We start from the raw sequence: 17,197 nt of genomic DNA, 5'->3' as shown, positions 1-17,197 counted from the left end.
GGCGCGGGTCGCGTCCGCCGTGCCCGCCGCTCCCGTCTCGTCCGGAGGTTCCACCGTGACCAACTCCGAGCAGGTTCTCCGCAGCCCGCGCGAGCGGGAGGCGGTGAACGGCGCCGTCCGCGCGCTGCGGTCGGCGGCGCAGGGGGAGGGGGAGTGGGAGCGGCTGGGGCTGGAGTTCCGCGCGACGGTCGGCATCGACAGCGCCACCTTCGAGATCGTCGAGCCGGACGGCCGGACCCGCACCGCGATGCCGCCCGGCCAGGCCGTCGGCCGGATGGACGAGCTGCGCCGCGCGATGTACCGGCGCGACAAGGGCGCCTGGTTCACCGCGAAGCTGTCGGTCGAGCGCTCCGGGCGGTTCAGCGCCGAGTTCGACTACGACGGCGAGCCCGACTTCACCCCGCCGCTCGGACCGTCCGCCTACCGCATCGACTTCGACCGCTTCCCGCGCACCGAGGAGCACATCCCGGAATGGCTCCGCGCCAAGCTCCGCGAAGCCGGCCCCTCCGTCCACTAACCCCGCCCTGCCCGCCCTGCCCGCGCTGACCCGCCCCGCGCCGACCCGGTCCGCGCTGGCCTGGCCCGCGCCGGCCTGGACGGCGCTTGCCCGGCTCCCGCTGACCTGGCCCGCGCTGGCCTGGACCGCGCTGCCCCGACCCGCGTTGGCCTGGCCCGCGCTGGCCTGGACGGGGCTTGCCCGACCTGCGCTGGCCTGGACCGCGCTGGCCCGCCCCGCGCTGGCCCGGCTCCCGCTGACCCGGTCCGCGTTGGCCCGGTCCGCGTTGGCCCGGTCCGCGTTGGCCTGGACCGCGTTCGCCTGGGCTGCGTTGGCCTGGACCGCGCTTGCCTGGTCCGCGTTGGCCCGGACGGCGCTTGCCTGGACGGTGCTGGCCGGGCGGCGCTGGCCCGGTTCGGGCGGGGGCGGTTCGGGCGGTGGCTTGATCATGGGGCCGCGGTGGCGGACGGTCTGAGCAGGGGCAGGGGCAGGGGCCGGGCAGACTTGAGGGGTGCCCTCGACCCTTCCCGACGGAGATCCCGTCCCCGCAGACGGGACGCTGCCGCGCAGCGCCCTCGCGGGGCTCGGCGAGCGCCCGTTCGCGTTCTACGTCCACGTGCCGTTCTGCGTGACCCGCTGTGGCTACTGCGACTTCAACACCTACACGGCCACCGAGCTCGGCCCCGGCGCGAGCCGCGACTCCTACGCGGAGACCGCGGTCGCCGAGGTCCGGATGGCCCGCCGGGTGCTGGGCGACGCGGACCTGCCCGTCCAGACGGTCTTCGTCGGCGGCGGCACGCCCACGCTGCTCTCGCCGGACGACCTGGGCCGCGTCCTGGAGGCGATCGACAAGGAGTTCGGGCTCGCCGCGGGGGCGGAGGTCACGACCGAGGCGAACCCCGAGTCCGTGGACGAGGCGTACCTCGCGCGCCTGCGCGAGGTCGGGTTCACGCGCGTCTCGTACGGCATGCAGAGCGCGCGCGAGCACGTCCTGAAGGTGCTCGACCGCACGCACACGCCCGGACGCGTCCCCCAGGTCGTCGAATGGACGCGCGCCGCCGGGTTCGAGCACGTCAACCTGGACCTGATCTACGGGACGCCGGGGGAGAGCGACGACGACTGGCGCGCGTCCCTGGAAGCGGCGCTCGCGTGTGAGCCCGACCATGTCTCGGCCTACGCGCTGATCGTGGAGGACGGCACGCGCCTGGCCGCGCAGGTCCGGCGCGGCGAGCTGGCCGCGCCGGACGACGACGCGATGGCCGACCGCTACCTGATGGCCGACGAGCTGCTGTCCGCGCACGGCCTGAACTGGTACGAGATCTCCAACTGGGCGCGGAACGCCGATGCCGAGTGCCGCCACAACGTCCTCTACTGGACGGGCGCGGACTGGTGGGGGGTCGGCCCCGGCGCGCACAGCCACGTAGGCGGCACGCGCTGGTGGAACGTGAAGCACCCGGCGGCCTACGCGTCCCGGCTGGCCGAGGGCGTCACTCCCGCGCACGCGCGCGAGATCCTCGGCGACGAGGACCGGCACATCGAGCGGATCATGCTGGAACTGCGCCTCGCGGACGGCTGCCCGGTGGACTTGCTGGACGAGCGGTCCGTCCGGAGCCTGGTCGCGGACGGCCTGCTCGAACCCGTCCGCGACGGCCGCGCCGTCCTCACCCTGCGCGGCCGCCTCCTCGCCGACGCCGTAGTCCGCGACCTCACCTGACCACCGCCCCGTCCCGTCCGCACCGTCCGCGCGCCCCGAACGGACCGACCGCGCGCCCCCGAACGCGCCCACCGCGCAGCCCCGTCTGCACTGGCCGCGCGGCCCGGACGCACTAACTGTGCGCCGATCAGGCGGCGCGGGCGCGCTGACCGTGTGGCGTGGGCGCGCCGATCGGACGACCCGGACGCGCCGTCCGCGTGGCCCGGGCGTGCTGTCCGTGCGGACCAGGACGCGCCGACCTTGCGGCCACGTACGCGCCGATCGGGCGGCTCCGGACGCGCCCACCGCGCAGCCCCGTCTGCACTGGCCGCGCGGCCCGGACGCACTAACTGTGCGGCGCGGGCGCGCCGATCAGGCGGCGCGGGCGCGCTGACCGTGTGGCGTGGGCGCGCCGATCGGACGACCCGGACGCGCCGTCCGCGTGGCCCGGGCGTGCTGTCCGTGCGGACCAGGACGCGCCGACCTTGCGGCCACGTACGCGCCGATCGGGCGGCTCCGGACGCGCCCACCGCGCAGCCCCGTCTGCACAGACCGCGCGGCCCGGACGCACTGACCGCGCGGCCCGGGCGCGCTGACCGTGTGGCGCGGGCGCGCCGATCGGACGACCCGGACGCGCCGTCCGCGTGGCCCGGACGCGCCCTCCGTGCGGACCAGGACGCGCCGACCTTGCGGCCACGTACGCGCCGATCGGGTGGCGCGGGCGCGCCGATCGTGTGGTGCGGGCGCGGCGATCGGGTGGCGCGGGCGCGCTGACCGTGTGGCCCGGACGCCCCGACGGACGAGCCGGGCGCGCCGTCCGGGTGGCCCGGACGCGGCGACCGCGCGGCCCCGGGGAACCGGGGGCGCGCGGTCGGGTGGGTCAGGTGTTACGCGCGGTGGTTGCGCGTCACCGGACGATCGGCCAGGCCAGGAAGGCCGGGATGGCGTACCACTCGCCGGAGTCCGCGCGCGTGGTCGCGATGATGACGTGCACGAACTGGGCGAGCCAGAAGAGCATCGCTATCGGGACCGCCAGCATGGCGCCGACGCCGAGCGTGGCGGCCGACAGCGCGATCGCGGCCAGGCCGACGACCAGGCCGGAGATCTGGACGTTGAGCGCCTGCGCCGCGTGGTAGCGGACGAACGGCGAGCGCGCCTTGAACGTGGTGTGGAACACCAGCGGCGCGATCCAGGTGACCAGGCAGAGCAGGCCGAAGGTGAAGGCGGACAGGCAGAACGCGGCGGACATGCCGACCAGGCCGCTGAGCTCGGCCCAGCCCGCCTTGTCGCGCTCGTAGTGGGTGACCGGCGGCGGCAGCGGCATGCCGGGCTCGCCCTCGGCCCGGACCAGCGCGGCCTCGCGGGCGGAGAGACCGTGCGTCCAGGGCTCGTCCGCCGCAGGCTCGGCGACCGGCGCGTCGTAGACGGGCGCCTCGAAGGTCGGCCGCTCGCGGACCGGCGACTCGGGCGCCGCCGTCGGCCGCTCGCGGACCGGGGATTCGGGCGCCGCCATTTCGCGGGCCGGCATTTCCGGAACCGGCGTGTTGTGCATCGGTGCGTCGGGAACCGGCGCCTCGCGGACCGGAGACTCGCGGAAGGCGGTCTCGCGCACCGGCGAGGTGCGGGTCGGACGGTCGAGGACAGGCGTGCGGTGGCGGGTAGGCGTGTTGCCGTGACGGCCGGTCATGGTGCCCCCCTCTGACGCGAGTGCACGAAGAACACGTCTCGCAACCAGTAACGGAGCGATTGCAGGGCGGCATTCCGCTCACAGGGCAAAATTACAGAGCGTTATATACACATCACTGACCGCAACACGAAATAGACGTCAGATGTGCGGGTCAATGGTCATGAAACGTGCTGCGGAAAGGCGCGTCAGGGGGCGGTCACGAAATCGATGAGCTCCTCGACCCGGCCCAGCAGCTCGGGTTCGAGGTCCGCGTAGGTGTTCACGCGTCCGAGGATGCGCTTCCACGCCTCGCCGGTCTCCATCCGCCAGCCCAGCGCGTCCAGCACGCCCTCCTTCCAGGGGACGCCGCGCGGCACCCGCGGCCACTCCCGGATGCCGACGGCGGACGGCTTGACCGCTTCCCAGATGTCGATGAACGGATGGCCGGTGACCAGGACGAACGGCGACGAGACCTGCGCGGCGATGCGGCTCTCCTTCGACCCCGCCACCAGGTGGTCGACCAGCACACCGAGCCGGCGGCCCTCGTCCGGCGCGAACTCATCGACGATCGCGGGCAGGTCGTCCACGCCCTCCAGGAACTCCACGACGACGCCCTCGACGCGCAGGTCGTGGCCCCAGATCTTCTCGACCAGCTCGGCGTCGTGCGCGCCCTCGACGTAGATCCGGGACTCCTTGGCGACCTGCGCCTTCAGCCCCTCGACCGCGATCGACCCGGACGCCGACCGCAGCGGCCCCTTCGGCGCGGACGGCCCGGGCCGCACCAGCGTGACCGGCCGCCCGTCGATCAGGAACCCGGCCTTGGCGAGCGGGAAGATCCGCCGCCGGCCGTCCCGGTCCTCCAGCGTCACGCCGAACTTGTCGCAGCCGACGACCGCGCCGCAGAACCCGCTCGCCGGGTCCTCGGCGACCAGGCCCGGCTCGGCCGGGACCTCCGGGATGGTGCCCTTGAGGGGCCGCCGCCAGTCGCCCGCCAGAACGTCGTCACCGTAGTCCTTGCTCCGCACGGTGCACGACAATAACGACTCCGGGGGCGACAATGCCGACTCCGGGGAGGACGATGGCGGCTCCGGGGACGACGACGACCGCCCCCGGGCCGATGATGCCGACTCCGGAGGCGGCGGCGATGGGTCCGAGGCGCGGCGATGACGGGCTCAGGAGGACGGAATGGCGGCCTCTGACGCGGAACCGTGCCCCGGGCGGATCCGGGATGTCCCCTCCGGGCCGTACACTTGGCACTCGGAAGTATGGAGTGCCAGTACGGGGGCAGGGGAGGTGACCACGTGCTCGACGACCGGAAACTCGCGGTCCTGCGCGCCATAGTCGAGGACTACGTCTCCACCAACGAGCCGGTCGGCTCCAAGGCCTTGGTGGACCGGCACAACCTCGGCGTGTCGCCCGCGACGATCCGCAACGACATGGCCGTCCTGGAGGAGCAGGGCTACATCGCCCAGCCGCACACCAGCGCCGGCCGGATCCCCACCGACAAGGGGTACCGGCTGTTCGTCGACCGGCTGTCCACGATCAAGCCGCTGTCGAAGGCGGAGCGGCGCGCCATCGAGACGTTCCTCTCGGGCGCCTACGACCTCGACGACGTGGTCGGGCGCACCGTCCGGCTGCTCGCGCAGCTGACCCGGCAGGTCGCGGTGGTGCAGTACCCGTCGCTGACCCGCTCGTCGGTCCGGCACGTGGAGCTCGTGCCGGTCGCGACCGGGCGGGTGCTGCTCGTCCTGATCACCAACACCGGACGGGTCGAGCAGCGGGTGATCGAGACGCCCGCCGAGCTGTCCGAGGAGTCGGTCGGCCACCTGCGGGCGCTGCTCAACACGTGCCTGGACGGGCTCGCCTTCGGCGACGTCCCGGGTGCGGTCTCGGAGCTGCCCGAGCAGGTCTCCGCGGAGGAGCGGCCCGTCGCCGCGGCGGTGCTGTCGGTCCTGCTGGAGACCCTGGTGGAGAAGCACGAGGAGAAGGTCGTCTTCGCCGGCGCCGCCAACCTCGCCGCCATGGACTTCTCGCGCAGCCTCCGGGACGTCCTGGAGGCCCTGGAGGAGCAGGTGGTGCTGATGCGGCTGCTCGGCGAGTCCGCCGACTCCTCTACTGTTACGGTTCGGATCGGTACGGAGAACCCCGACGAGGGCCTCCGTTCGACCTCCGTGGTCGCCGCCGGGTACGGCGTCGGCGACCTCACATTGGCCCGCCTCGGAGTACTCGGGCCGACACGGATGGACTACCCCGGCACGATGGGAGCGGTACGGGCAGTGGCACGCTACGTCGGACAGATCCTGGCGGGGTCGTAGGTGGCCAACGACTACTACGCGACCCTCGGCGTCCGCCGCGACGCCGGGCCGGACGAGATCAAGAAGGCGTACCGGAGGCTCGCCCGCGAGCTGCACCCCGACGTCAACCCCGATCCGGAGACGCAGGAGAAGTTCAAGGAGATCACCCAGGCCTACGAGGTGCTCTCCGACCCGAAGAAGCGCGAGATGTACGACCTGGGGGCCGACCCGTTCGCCCCGGGCGGCGCGGCGGGCGCGGGGGCCGGCGGCTTCGGCGCGGGCTTCCCGTTCAGCGACATCATGGACGCCTTCTTCGGCACCGCGTCCGCGCGCGGCCCTCGCTCGCGCGCGCGCCGCGGCCGCAACGCGACGCTCCGGGTCGAGCTCGACCTGAACGAGACCGCGTTCGGCACCACCCGCGAGCTTTCCATCGACACCGCGGTGGTCTGCGACACCTGCCACGGCGACGGCACCGCGCCCGGCTCGCACCCCGAGACCTGCGACATGTGCCAGGGCCGCGGCGAGGTGCAGCAGGTGCAGCGGTCGTTCCTCGGCCAGGTCATGACGTCCCGGCCGTGCCCGCAGTGCGGCGGGTTCGGCTCGGTGATCCGGCACCCCTGCCCGGAGTGCTCGGGCGACGGCCGGGTCCGCACCCGGCGCACGGTCAAGGTCAAGATCCCGGCCGGTGTGGAGAACGGCATCCACATCCAGCTCGCGGGCGAGGGCGAGGTCGGCCCCGGCGGCGGCCCGCCCGGCGACCTGTTCCTGGAGATCGTGGAGAAGCCGCACTCGATCTTCGAGCGGGAGGGCGACGACCTGCACTGCACGGTCGGCATCCCGATGACCGCCGCCGCGCTCGGCACCAGCGTCACCGTCGAGACCCTGGACGGCGCGGAGGAGATCGACATCAAGCCGGGCACGCAGTCCGGCGAGGTGATCCGGCTGTACGGCCGCGGCGTCCGGCACCTGAACGAGTCCGGCCGCGGCGACCTGCACATCCACGTCAACGTCGAGACCCCGACCAAGCTGGACGAGGAGCAGGAGGCCCTGCTGCGCAACCTCGCCACCCTGCGCGGCGAGGAGCGCCCGCCCGGCAAGTTCGCCCCGGGCCAGCGCGGCATGTTCTCCCGCCTCCGGGACGTCTTCAACCAGCACGGATGACGCTCCGACCAGCACGGACGACGGCTCGACCGGCACGGACGACGGCTCGACCGGCACGGACGACGGCCGCGCGGCGGACGAGGTCCGGCGCGCGGTGCGTCGGCCGCAGTGTGCTGCGCCCGCGCGGCGGCGTGCTGCGGACGAGGCCCGGCGCGCGGTCCGTGGGCCGCGGCGTGCTGCGCCCGAGGGGCGGCGCGCAGTGCGTCGGCCGCGGTGTGCTGTGCGCGACGGGTGGTGCGCGGTGAGTGCGCCGGTGTTCCTTGCGGAGGCGGACCGGCTGGCGGCCGGGGGGAGCGTCCTGCTGGACGGTCCGGAAGGCCGGCACGCGGCGGCCGTCCGGCGGCTGCGGACCGGCGAGCGCGTCGACCTCACCGACGGCGCGGGCCTGGTCGCCGAGTGCGTCGTGACCGCGGCGGACAAGGCGTCCCTCACCCTGGACGTCCTGTCCCGGCGCGAGGTGCCCGCGCCGAGCCCGCGGCTGGTGGTCGTCCAGGCGCTGCCGAAGGGCGACCGCGGCGAGCTGGCCGTCGAGACCATGACCGAGGTCGGGGTCGACGAGATCGTCCCGTGGTCGGCCGCGCGCTGCGTCACGCAGTGGAAGCCGGAGCGCCGGGAGAAGGCCCTCGGCCGCTGGCGCTCCACCGCGCGCGAGGCCGCCAAGCAGGCCCGCCGCGCGCACTTCCCGGCCGTCGCCGACCTGGCGTCCACGGCGGACGTCGAGAAGCGCGTCGCCGCCGCGTCCGCCGCGCTGCTGCTGCACGAGGAGGCCGCCGAGCCGCTGACCGCGCTCCGGCCCCCTGCGGACGGCGAGATCGTCATCGTGGTCGGGCCCGAGGGCGGCCTCACCGGCGAGGAGGTCGAGCGGCTCAGCGCGGCCGGGGGGCGCCCGACGCTGCTCGGGCCGACCGTCCTGCGCACCTCGACGGCCGGCGTCGCCGCCGCGTCCGTCCTGCTCGCCGCCACAGGACGCTGGTAGGCCACCGAACCCGCGTCGCAAGGCCGTCAAAACGGGCTGGAAGGCCGCCGCGAAGCCTGCGCGCCAAGGGCCCTCAAACGGGCTGGAAGGCCCCGAAAACGCAGAAGACCCCCGGGCAGGCGCCCGGGGGTCTTTCGGTGCGTGCGAGGGTCAGCCGCTGGACGTGGGGACCTCCGGGCCGTGCGTCGGCGGCGGCGAGCTGGCGGGCGGGGGAGGCGAGTCGCTCGGCTTGGCCGTCGGCGTGCTCGGCGTCGTCGGCGTGGCCGACCCGCTCGGCGTCGGCGAGTGCGTCGGGCATGTCGGCGCGCCGGTCTTCCCGGCCGCCGGGTGCTTGGACGGGCTGTGGCTCGGCGAGGTGCCCGGCGCGTTCGTCGGGGACGGCGGGCACGTCGGCGACACCGTGGACGACACCGGGAACTCCGAGCTCGTCGGATGCCCCGAACCGGACGGGTCGGGCCCCGGCGTGGACGCGCCGGGCGTCGGCGCGGTCGAGTCGAGCGACCCGGCGCCCGAGCCGCCCTGCGAGCCGTGGTGGCCCTTGGCGAACGGCCCGTCGTTGCCCATCGGGGACTGGATCAGGTCGAACGTCTGGGGCGCCGACACCCCAAGGCCCGCGATCGCCACCGCGGCGCCGACCGCCAGGACCGGACGCGTCCAGTTCGCGGTGAACCACTCCCAGCCGGCCCGGCCCGGAAACCGGCGCCGCTCCCGCTCGGCCAGCCGGGCGCGGATGCGCTCCAGGCCGTCCGCCGAGGGCGTGACCAGCTCCGCCTCCGCGTGCAGGGCACGGCGCAGAGTCTCGCCGTGCTCGTCGTGCGGGCCCGTGGTCATGAGAACTGCTCCAGAACGTTGCGCAACGCGGCCATCCCGCGCGCCGTGTGGCTCTTCACGGCGCCCTTCGAGATGCCCATCGTCGCGGCGATCTCCGCTTCGGACAAATCGGCGTAGTAGCGGAGCACCAGCGCCTCGCGCTGCCGCGCCGGGAGCCGGTGCAGCGCGTCGACCACCGCCGAGCGCTCCAGCTCGCCGATGGCGCCGGCCTCCGCGCTGGGCGCGTCCGGCAGGCCCTTGGGGGCGTACTTCTCCACCACCGCCCGGTGCCGCAGCACCGAGCGCGACCGGTTGACCACCGCCTGCCGCAGGTAGGACAGCGCCTTGTCGGGGTCGCGGAGCCTGCGCCAGCCGCCGTGCATCGCGACGAACGCGTCCTGGACGACCTCCTCGGCCGTCCCCGCGTCCCGGACGAGCATGGCGGCGAGCCGCACCAGCGAGCGGTAGTTGGCGCTGTACAGCGCGGTCACCGCCTGGTCGGCGTCCCAGGCGACGGCGACTGCCCCCGCCGTTCCCCTGGCCACGAGGGTCTCGGTCACGTCTGTGGGACGCGCACCCTCGTCGTCCGGTTTACGAAAGGGCATCTTCTGCTGTGCCTCGGTCACCTATCCGCCGCCTTTGCCGTCCCCCAACCCCCGGTTCGGGCGGTCGCGGGGGCGGGCCCGTGACAGGGCGCACCCGACCGGTCGAGGCGCGGCTCGCAGACTCGGGCCGGGGGGAACGCCTGACTTGGAACCCTAGTCCAGTGGCACGCCGAAATCGGGCGTTCCACCGAAGGTTCCACCGAGGGTCGATCAAGGACCTTACCCGCTGCGCGTGGCGTTGGTCACGGTCTCAGTCGGCATCGCAGGTCGGGGCGGGAAAACTCGTTTTCGGCCCGCCCGATCGGCCGGAGCGGCCGCGTACGCAAGGTGCCGCGGAGCGCACACCGCGTACATCCCGCGCCGCCTCCTGCCCCGCACGCGCCGGGCGCGTCCTCGGCTCCGGCGGCTCCGCTCGCTAGGATGCGGACGCGGATCACGAGACGGAGGACGCATGGAAGCGAGCACGGCGGACTGCCTGTTCTGCAAGATCGTCGCCAAGGAGGTGCCCGCCACGGTCGTCCGGGAGACCGGCACGGCGCTGGCCTTCCGCGACATCAACCCGCAGGCGCCGACGCACGTCCTGGTGATCCCCAAGGAGCACCACCCGACCGCGGCCGAGCTCGCCGCCGCCTCCCCGGCCCTGCTCGCCGACGTGGTCACCCTCGCCGCCGAGGTCGCCGCCGAGGACGGCGTCGACGAGACCGGCTACCGGATCGTGTTCAACACCGGACCGCACGCCGGCCAGACCGTCTTCCACGTGCACGCCCACGTCCTCGGCGGACGCGGCCTGGAGTGGCCCCCCGGATAGCGATCCGTCGCCCGGACGGGCCAGGTGACCTTCCGGTCAATTCCGGGCGGCCTTCCGGGGCGCGTTCGGGCAACCCCGGGCAAATGGGGAGGCCATGCCGCGCGGCGGTCGGTAGCATGGAGGCGTGGCCGCCGCAAGGACGGCCGCGCGATACCCGTGGCGATGAGAAGGCAGGTCCGAGAGGCCGCAAGGCCCGGCTGATGGTCGAGTCAACACACCAGGGCAGCGACGGCGCCGCGCAGGACGGCGCGCGCTCCCAGATCCGCATCGTGGTGCCGGACGACCACTCCATGGTGAGCCTGCTCGGCTCCCGGGACGAGTTGCTCCACGTGATCGAGAGGGCGTTCCGCAGCGACATCCACGTCCGCGGCAACGAGATCACCGTCACCGGCGCCCCCGCCGAGACCGAACTGGTCTCCCGCCTGTTCGCCGAGCTGATCGACCTGCTGAACGGCGGCGCCCAGCTCACCCCCGACGCGGTCGAGCGCAGCCTCGCCATGCTCCGCAACGGGTCCGACGAGCGGCCGGCCGAGGTCCTGACGCTGGACGTGCTGTCCAGCCGGGGCCGCACCATCCGCCCGAAGACGCTGAACCAGAAGCGCTACGTCGACGCGATCGACAAGCACACCATCGTGTTCGGCATCGGCCCGGCGGGCACCGGCAAGACCTACCTGGCCATGGCCAAGGCGGTCAAGGCGCTGCAGGACAAGAAGGTCAACCGGATCATCCTGACCCGCCCGGCCGTCGAGGCGGGCGAGCGGCTCGGGTTCCTCCCCGGCACCCTCTACGAGAAGATCGACCCCTACCTGCGCCCCCTCTACGACGCGCTGCACGACATGGTCGACCCCGACTCCATCCCCCGCCTGATGGCCGCCGGCACCATCGAGGTAGCCCCCCTGGCGTACATGCGTGGACGCACGCTTAATGACTCGTTCATCATTCTGGACGAGGCGCAGAACACCTCGCCCGAGCAGATGAAGATGTTCCTCACGCGGCTGGGGTTCGGGTCGAAGGTGGTGGTGACGGGCGACGTCACGCAGGTCGACCTGCCGAACGGGCACCAGAGCGGGCTGCGGGTCGTCCAGGACATCCTGGACGGTGTCGACGACATCCACTTCTGCCGGCTGAACAGCCACGACGTCGTCCGGCACAAGCTGGTGACCGACATCGTGGACGCCTACAACCGGTTCGACGAGTCCCGGGTGGCGGAGCTGGGCAAGCAGGCGGCGCGCGGGGGCGCGTCGCGCAAGCGGGGGCGGTAGCGAGCGGTGAGCATCGAGGTACTGAACGAGTCCGGCGTGCCCGTGGACGAGCGCGCCATCTCGGACCTGGCGCGGCACGTGCTGGACGGGATGCGGGTGCATCCGCTGGCGGAGCTGTCGATCCTGCTGGTGGACGAGGAGGCGATGGCCGAGCTGCACGTCAAGTGGATGGACGAGCCCGGCCCGACCGACGTGCTGTCGTTCCCGATGGACGAGCTGCGGCCCGGCCAGCTGGACGGAGGCGCCGGCGACGACGGCGAGCTCGACCCGGGGCTGCTCGGTGACGTCGTGCTGTGCCCGGCGGTCGCCGAGCGCCAGGCCGAGCAGGCCGGGCACTCCACCGCGGCCGAGCTGGAGCTGCTGACCACGCACGGCATCCTGCACCTGCTCGGGTACGACCACGCCGAGCCCGAGGAGCACAAGGAGATGTTCGGGCTCCAGGACGAGCTGCTCGGGTCCTGGCGGGAGAAGAACTCCGCGACATGACCTCCGGGCAGGGATGGCTGCTGGGGCTGGCGGTCGTCCTGGTGGTGGTGGCCGGGCTGCTGGCGGGCACCGAGGCGGCGTTCGCCCGGATCTCCCGGCACCGGGTGGGCGAGCTGGCCGCAGCGGGCCGCCGCGGCGCGGCGAAGCTGACCGAGATCGTGGCCGATCCGGGGCCGTACGTGAACATGGTCCTGCTGCTGCGGATCGGCTGCGAGGTGCTCGCGACCGTGATCGTGGCGGACCTGTGCGTGTCCTGGCTGGGCGAGACCTGGCGGGCGTACCTGTCGGCCGCGGTCGCGATGATCGTGGTGAGCTTCGTGGCGGTCGGCGTCGGGCCGCGCACGCTGGGGCTGCAGCACGCCGAGCGGTTCGCGCTGGCGGGCGCGACCGTGATCCCGCCGGTGGCGCGGGTGTTCGGGCCGCTGCCGCGGCTGCTGATCCTGCTGGGCAACGCGCTGACACCGGGCAAGGGCTTCCGCGAGGGGCCGTTCGCGACCGAGGCGGAGCTGCGCGACCTGGTGGACCTCGCCGAGCAGCGCAGCCTGATCGAGCCGGACGAGCGGCAGATGATCCACTCGGTGTTCGAGCTGGGCGACACGCTCGTCCGCGAGGTGATGGTGCCGCGCACCGACATGGTGTTCATCGAGCGCGACAAGACGCTGCGGCAGGCGATGTCGCTGGCGCTGCGCTCGGGGTTCTCGCGGATCCCGGTGGTCGGCGAGAACGAGGACGACGTCGTCGGCATCGCCTACCTGAAGGACATCGTCCGGGCCACGCACGAGGACGCGGCGCGCGCCGGGACCTCGGTGGAGTCGGTGATGCGCACCGCGACGTACGTGCCCGACTCCAAGCCGGTGGACGAGCTGCTGCGCGAGATGCAGGCCCGCCGGATCCACGTCGCGATCGTGATCGACGAGTACGGCGGCACCGCCGGGCTGGTCACCATCGAGGACATCCTGGAGGAGATCGTCGGCGAGATCACCGACGAGTACGACGTGGAGATCCCGCCGGTCGCGTGGCTGGACGGCGACACCGCGCGGGTCACGTCCCGGCTGCCCGTGGAGGACCTCGCCGAGGTGTTCGACGTCGAGATCGACGTGGACGACGTGGACACGGTCGGCGGGCTGCTCGCGTACGCGCTGGGCCGCGTCCCGATCGAGGGCGCGACGGCGACGGTGGCGGGGCTGCGGTTGCGCGCCGAGTCGCTGGCCGGCCGCCGGAACCGGATCGGTACCGTCCTGGTGCACCGCGAGAAGCCCGAACCCGAGGGTCTGGCCCCCGACGGCTCCTGACCGTCCGCAGGTCAGGGGCCCGCGACCCCCTTGAACCTCGGTTGCTGTAGGTGTCAGTGAGGCTGCTGACCGTGAGCGGGCGGGGTTAAACCTCGGGGGCGGGCGGGCATGATCTCGCGCGTCACGTCCGCCGTGCGACCGGCGGGCACGGGGTTCGGGGGGATTCCATGGCGCGCACCGTCCGACGTCCCGCTGTCCGTCCCGCTGGATGGGGTCGTGCGGTGGCCGCCTCGGCGCTGGTGGCGCTGGCCGCGTCCGGGTGCGGTGCGGGACGTCCCGGAATGTCGCGTGCGGCGGTCGCGGCGCTGAACGCCGGGTCGGCGGTGCTGGCGTCGGCGGCCATCCGGCAGGCGGACGTCCCGGAGGGGTTCCTGCCCGCCGAGGACCAGCAGGTCTTCCGCGGTCTGCGGCCGTCCGACCCGGAGTGCGCGCGGCTGCTGGGCATGGTGGACGACGCCAGCTCCGCGTCGTCCAAGGCGCGGCGGGACGTGTCGCAGTCGCACGCGGCGTTCTACCGGGCGGACCCGGCGGCGAGCCTGGTCGAGCACGTGCTGCGCCTGCCGTCCGGTGAGGCGGCCCGGCGCGTGGACGAGGCGCGGCGCGCGGTCGCGAACTGCCCGACCCTCGACATGGGCGTCCCGGGCGCCACCGGCTGGAACGGCAACGCCTTCGACCAGCACGGCCTCACACGCGCGCGCCTGAACCACCCGGAGACGCTGAAGGACGCGGTCGCCGTCCGGTACAGCCATCCGGACGGCGGGAGCCGCTACGGGCTCGACCTCATCTTCGCCCGCGCCAACGGCGACCTGCTCATCCTGGCCGCGCCGGGCGAGTTCAGCGAGGCCGGTGAGAAGCAGTTGAGGGCCACAGAGGCGCGCGTCCTGCGCAAGCTGGCGGACGCCCATGACCGGCAGGTCATCCTGACCCCAGGCCCCAGCCTCAGCCCGAGCCCCAGGCCTCGCCCGAAGGCCGCGCCCAGCCCGAGCCCGACGCCCTAGGCGCCCGGACGGATCAGAGGGTGGTCTGGACGGTCCCGTCCGGCCCGGCCACCAGGACGGGCGCTTGGGAACCGAGGTCGCGGACGGCGGCGACGTCCGTCTCGGACGCGGTGCCGGCGGCGGTGACGAGCGCGGCGGCCTCCAGGTCCTCCGCGCCGCTGGACACGGCCATCGCGACCGCGACCTGCAGCGCCGACAGCTTCAGCGACGGCAGGTCGACGCTGGTCGCGACGTAGGTGCGGCCGGTCTCGTCGCGCACCGCGGCGCCCTCTGCGGCGCCGTTGCGGGCCCGCGACGACCGGGCCAGCGTGATGATCTTGGAGTCCTCGGGGTTCAGCTCGCTCACGCCGCCACCCTACCGACGCCCCGCCTCCCGCCTCCGTCCGGACGCCTTGCGAGCGGGCCGCAAGTGGGGACGGTTCGGTCGCAAGTGGTTGGCAAGTGGGCGGCAAGAGGGGCGCGGCAGCCTGGCGGCGTTGAGTTGCGACGTCCCCTGGGAGCCGAGAATGTCCCGTTTGCTCTATCGCCTCGGAAGGGCCGCGGCGCTGCGGCCCTGGCGGATGATCGTCGTCTGGCTGGTCGCGATCGGCGCGTTCGCCGGGCTGGCCGCCGCGTTCGGCGGCGCCGAACATGACAACTACCGGCTCTCCGGGAGCGGCGCGCAGCAGGCGTCGGACCTGCTGACCGACCGGTTCCCGGCGCTGTCGGGCGCGGACGCGCGGGTGGTGGTGCACAACCCGTCCGGCCAGGTGGACCAGGCGAAGCTGCAGGCCGCCGGGGTGAGGTTGCGCGCGCTGCCGCACGTCGCGGGCGTGGATCCGGCGCCGCTGGGCAAGGATGGCGCGACGTCGCTGCTGACCGTCCGGTACGACGTGCCGGTCACCGACCTCAAGCCCGCGCCGTCCCTGGACAAGCTGAAGGACGCGACCGCGGACCTGAAGGCGGCCGGCTACAAGGTCGAGTTCGGCGGGCAGCTGCCGGAGAACGTCGGGGCGCCCGGCGGTGTCGGCGAGGGCGTCGGCATCGTGGCGGCGCTGGTGATCCTGTTCCTGGCGTTCGGGTCGGTCGTGGCGGCCGGGCTACCGCTCGCGGTGGCGCTCGCCGGGCTCGGCGTCGGCGTCTCCGGGATCACCCTGCTCGCCGCCGTGACCGACATCGCCACGACCGCGCCGACGCTCGCGATCATGGTCGGGCTCGGCGTCGGGATCGACTACGCGCTGTTCATCCTGACCCGGCACCGCGAGGGCCTCGCCGCCGGGTTGCCGGTGCCCGAGGCGGTCGGCCGCGCCACGGCGACGGCGGGCATGTCCGTGCTGTTCGCCGGGTTCACCGTCCTTCTCGCGCTGTGCGGGCTGCTGCTGTCGGACGTCCCGGTCTTCATGACGATGGGCTTCGCGACCGGGATCGTGGTCGCCGCGACCGTGCTGACCGCGCTCACGCTGCTGCCCGCCGTCCTCGGCCTGGCCGGACGCCGGGTGCTGCGCCGCCGCGACCGCGCGGCCGGCGCGGTCGTGCACACCGACGCGCCGCTCGTCCGCCGCTGGGCCGGGCACGTCGGCCGCCACCCGTGGGCGTGGCTGCTCGCGAGCCTGGTGATCCTGCTCACCCTCGCCGCGCCCGCCGCCGGGATGCGGACGTGGCCGAGCGACGCCAGCAGCGAGCCGTCCTCCAGCACCGTCCGGCAGGCGTACGACCTGCTCGCCGAGGGCTACGGGCCGGGCGCGAACGGCCCGCTGCTCATCGCCGTGGACCTGCGGAAGGTGAACGCCGCCGAGCTGCCCGCGATCCAGCAGCGCGTCGCGCGCACCGAGGGCGTCGTGAACGTCGCGCCGCCGGAGTTCTCGCCCGACCGCAGCGCCGCCGTGCTCATCGCGACGCCCGCCTACGGCCCGCAGGACAAGCGCGGTCCGGGTGTCGTGGACCGGCTCCGCTCGCACGCGCTGCCGGACGGCGCGGAGATCACCGGCCTCAGCGCGATCTACGTGGACCTCAACCGGCGCCTGGACGACCGGCTCTGGCCGGTGATCGGCGTCGTCGTCGCGACCTCGTTCGTCATGCTCCTGCTGGTGTTCCGGTCGGTGCTGGCGCCGCTGAAGGCCGCCGCGATGAACATGCTGTCGATCGGCGCGGCCTACGGCGTGCTCGTCGCGGTGTTCCAGTGGGGTTGGGGCGCGTCGCTGCTCGGCCTGCCGCATGCGGTGCCGGTGTCCAGCTTCATCACCTTGCTGATGTTCGTGGTGCTGTTCGGCGTGTCGATGGACTACGAGGTGTTCCTGCTCTCGCGGGTCCGCGAGGACTGGCTGCGGACCGGCGACGCGCGCGGCTCGGTCGGCACCGGGCTCGCCGCCACCGGACGGGTGATCTCCAGCGCCGCGCTGATCATGGTGGCGGTGTTCGCCGGGTTCGCGTCCGACCCGAGCCTGGTGGTCAAGCAGATGGGCGTCGGGCTCGCCGTCGCGGTGGCGCTGGACGCGACGCTCGTCCGGCTCGTCCTGGTGCCCGCGACGATGGCGCTGCTGGGCAAGGCGAACTGGTGGCTGCCGAAGCCGCTGGCCCGCGTCCTGCCGCACTTCGACCCGCACGGCCCGGTGGAGGCCGAGGAGGAGCGGACGCCCGTGCCCGCCTGATCACGCGGAGTGGCCCGAGAGCC

16 protein-coding genes are annotated in these 17,197 nt (G+C 73.8%); 11 read left to right on the top strand and 5 right to left on the bottom strand.

The features are described from left to right. The first annotated feature begins 55 nt into the window (after positions 1-55). On the top strand, positions 56-517 hold the full coding sequence (locus FHU30_RS20420) for an antitoxin YezG family protein (RefSeq protein ID WP_253877887.1): 462 nt from the start codon (positions 56-58) through the stop codon (positions 515-517). Between the two features lie 490 nt (positions 518-1,007). Continuing rightward, positions 1,008-2,210, top strand: a complete 1,203-nt coding sequence (gene hemW / locus FHU30_RS20415; protein ID WP_253877885.1) for a radical SAM family heme chaperone HemW — start codon at positions 1,008-1,010, stop codon at positions 2,208-2,210. Positions 2,211-3,096: 886 nt separating this feature from the next. Here hemW and FHU30_RS20410 read toward each other — a convergent pair. Next, entirely contained in the window at positions 3,097-3,876 is a 780-nt protein-coding gene (locus tag FHU30_RS20410; RefSeq protein ID WP_253877883.1) for a DUF4870 domain-containing protein, read from the bottom strand. Between the two features lie 185 nt (positions 3,877-4,061). Next, positions 4,062-4,880 carry a DUF3097 domain-containing protein gene (locus FHU30_RS20405; RefSeq protein ID WP_253877881.1) on the bottom strand — a complete coding sequence of 273 codons (819 nt, stop codon included), beginning with the start codon at positions 4,878-4,880 and terminating at the stop codon, positions 4,062-4,064. Positions 4,881-5,156: 276 nt separating this feature from the next. Between FHU30_RS20405 and hrcA the strand changes: the two genes are divergently transcribed. The 3 genes from hrcA to FHU30_RS20390 all read left to right on the top strand — a co-directional run bounded on the left by hrcA (position 5,157) and on the right by FHU30_RS20390 (position 8,286). Continuing rightward, positions 5,157-6,170: a heat-inducible transcriptional repressor HrcA gene (gene hrcA / locus FHU30_RS20400; RefSeq protein WP_253877879.1), complete on the top strand. Its 1,014-nt coding sequence runs from the start codon at positions 5,157-5,159 to the stop codon at positions 6,168-6,170. Next, complete coding sequence (dnaJ, locus tag FHU30_RS20395; RefSeq protein WP_253877878.1) at positions 6,171-7,310, top strand: molecular chaperone DnaJ; 1,140 nt, start codon at positions 6,171-6,173, stop codon at positions 7,308-7,310. Positions 7,311-7,551: 241 nt separating this feature from the next. Next, positions 7,552-8,286, top strand: a complete 735-nt coding sequence (locus FHU30_RS20390) for a 16S rRNA (uracil(1498)-N(3))-methyltransferase (RefSeq protein ID WP_253877877.1) — start codon at positions 7,552-7,554, stop codon at positions 8,284-8,286. A gap of 150 nt (positions 8,287-8,436) precedes the next feature. Here FHU30_RS20390 and FHU30_RS20385 read toward each other — a convergent pair whose 3' ends face one another. Then, on the bottom strand, positions 8,437-9,117 hold the full coding sequence (locus FHU30_RS20385; RefSeq protein WP_253877876.1) for a hypothetical protein: 681 nt from the start codon (positions 9,115-9,117) through the stop codon (positions 8,437-8,439). Further along, positions 9,114-9,701, bottom strand: coding sequence for a SigE family RNA polymerase sigma factor (locus FHU30_RS20380; protein WP_301323450.1), 588 nt, complete (start codon positions 9,699-9,701; stop codon positions 9,114-9,116). The genes FHU30_RS20385 and FHU30_RS20380 overlap by 4 nt, the downstream gene beginning before the upstream one ends. Before the next feature lie 451 nt (positions 9,702-10,152). Between FHU30_RS20380 and FHU30_RS20375 the strand changes: the two genes are divergently transcribed. The 5 genes from FHU30_RS20375 (at position 10,153) to FHU30_RS20355 (ending at position 14,547) form a co-directional block, all read left to right on the top strand. After that, the gene (locus FHU30_RS20375) at positions 10,153-10,509 is read left to right on the top strand and encodes a histidine triad nucleotide-binding protein (protein ID WP_253877875.1); all 357 of its coding nucleotides are present in this window, start codon (positions 10,153-10,155) and stop codon (positions 10,507-10,509) included. Between the two features lie 200 nt (positions 10,510-10,709). Further along, positions 10,710-11,771, top strand: a complete 1,062-nt coding sequence (locus FHU30_RS20370) for a PhoH family protein (protein ID WP_253877874.1) — start codon at positions 10,710-10,712, stop codon at positions 11,769-11,771. A gap of 6 nt (positions 11,772-11,777) precedes the next feature. Further along, complete coding sequence (gene ybeY, locus FHU30_RS20365) at positions 11,778-12,257, top strand: rRNA maturation RNase YbeY (protein ID WP_253877873.1); 480 nt, start codon at positions 11,778-11,780, stop codon at positions 12,255-12,257. Continuing rightward, positions 12,254-13,549: a hemolysin family protein gene (locus FHU30_RS20360; protein WP_253877872.1), complete on the top strand. Its 1,296-nt coding sequence runs from the start codon at positions 12,254-12,256 to the stop codon at positions 13,547-13,549. Before ybeY ends, FHU30_RS20360 begins: the two co-directional genes overlap by 4 nt. Before the next feature lie 221 nt (positions 13,550-13,770). Continuing rightward, positions 13,771-14,547, top strand: a complete 777-nt coding sequence (locus tag FHU30_RS20355; RefSeq protein WP_253877870.1) for a hypothetical protein — start codon at positions 13,771-13,773, stop codon at positions 14,545-14,547. A 13-nt stretch (positions 14,548-14,560) separates the two neighbouring features. Here the strand turns inward: FHU30_RS20355 and FHU30_RS20350 are convergent, their stop codons facing one another. Continuing rightward, positions 14,561-14,893: a cytidine deaminase-like protein gene (locus FHU30_RS20350; RefSeq protein WP_253877867.1), complete on the bottom strand. Its 333-nt coding sequence runs from the start codon at positions 14,891-14,893 to the stop codon at positions 14,561-14,563. A gap of 160 nt (positions 14,894-15,053) precedes the next feature. On the opposite strand from FHU30_RS20350, the gene FHU30_RS20345 reads away from it, so the two are divergent. Then, positions 15,054-17,174 carry an MMPL family transporter gene (locus FHU30_RS20345; protein ID WP_253877865.1) on the top strand — a complete coding sequence of 707 codons (2,121 nt, stop codon included), beginning with the start codon at positions 15,054-15,056 and terminating at the stop codon, positions 17,172-17,174. Positions 17,175-17,197 lie beyond the last annotated feature (23 nt).

This window comes from Actinomadura rupiterrae (assembly GCF_024172125.1).
Classification (GTDB): domain Bacteria; phylum Actinomycetota; class Actinomycetes; order Streptosporangiales; family Streptosporangiaceae; genus Spirillospora; species Spirillospora rupiterrae.
This window is presented reverse-complemented; position numbering and strand designations above follow the sequence as displayed.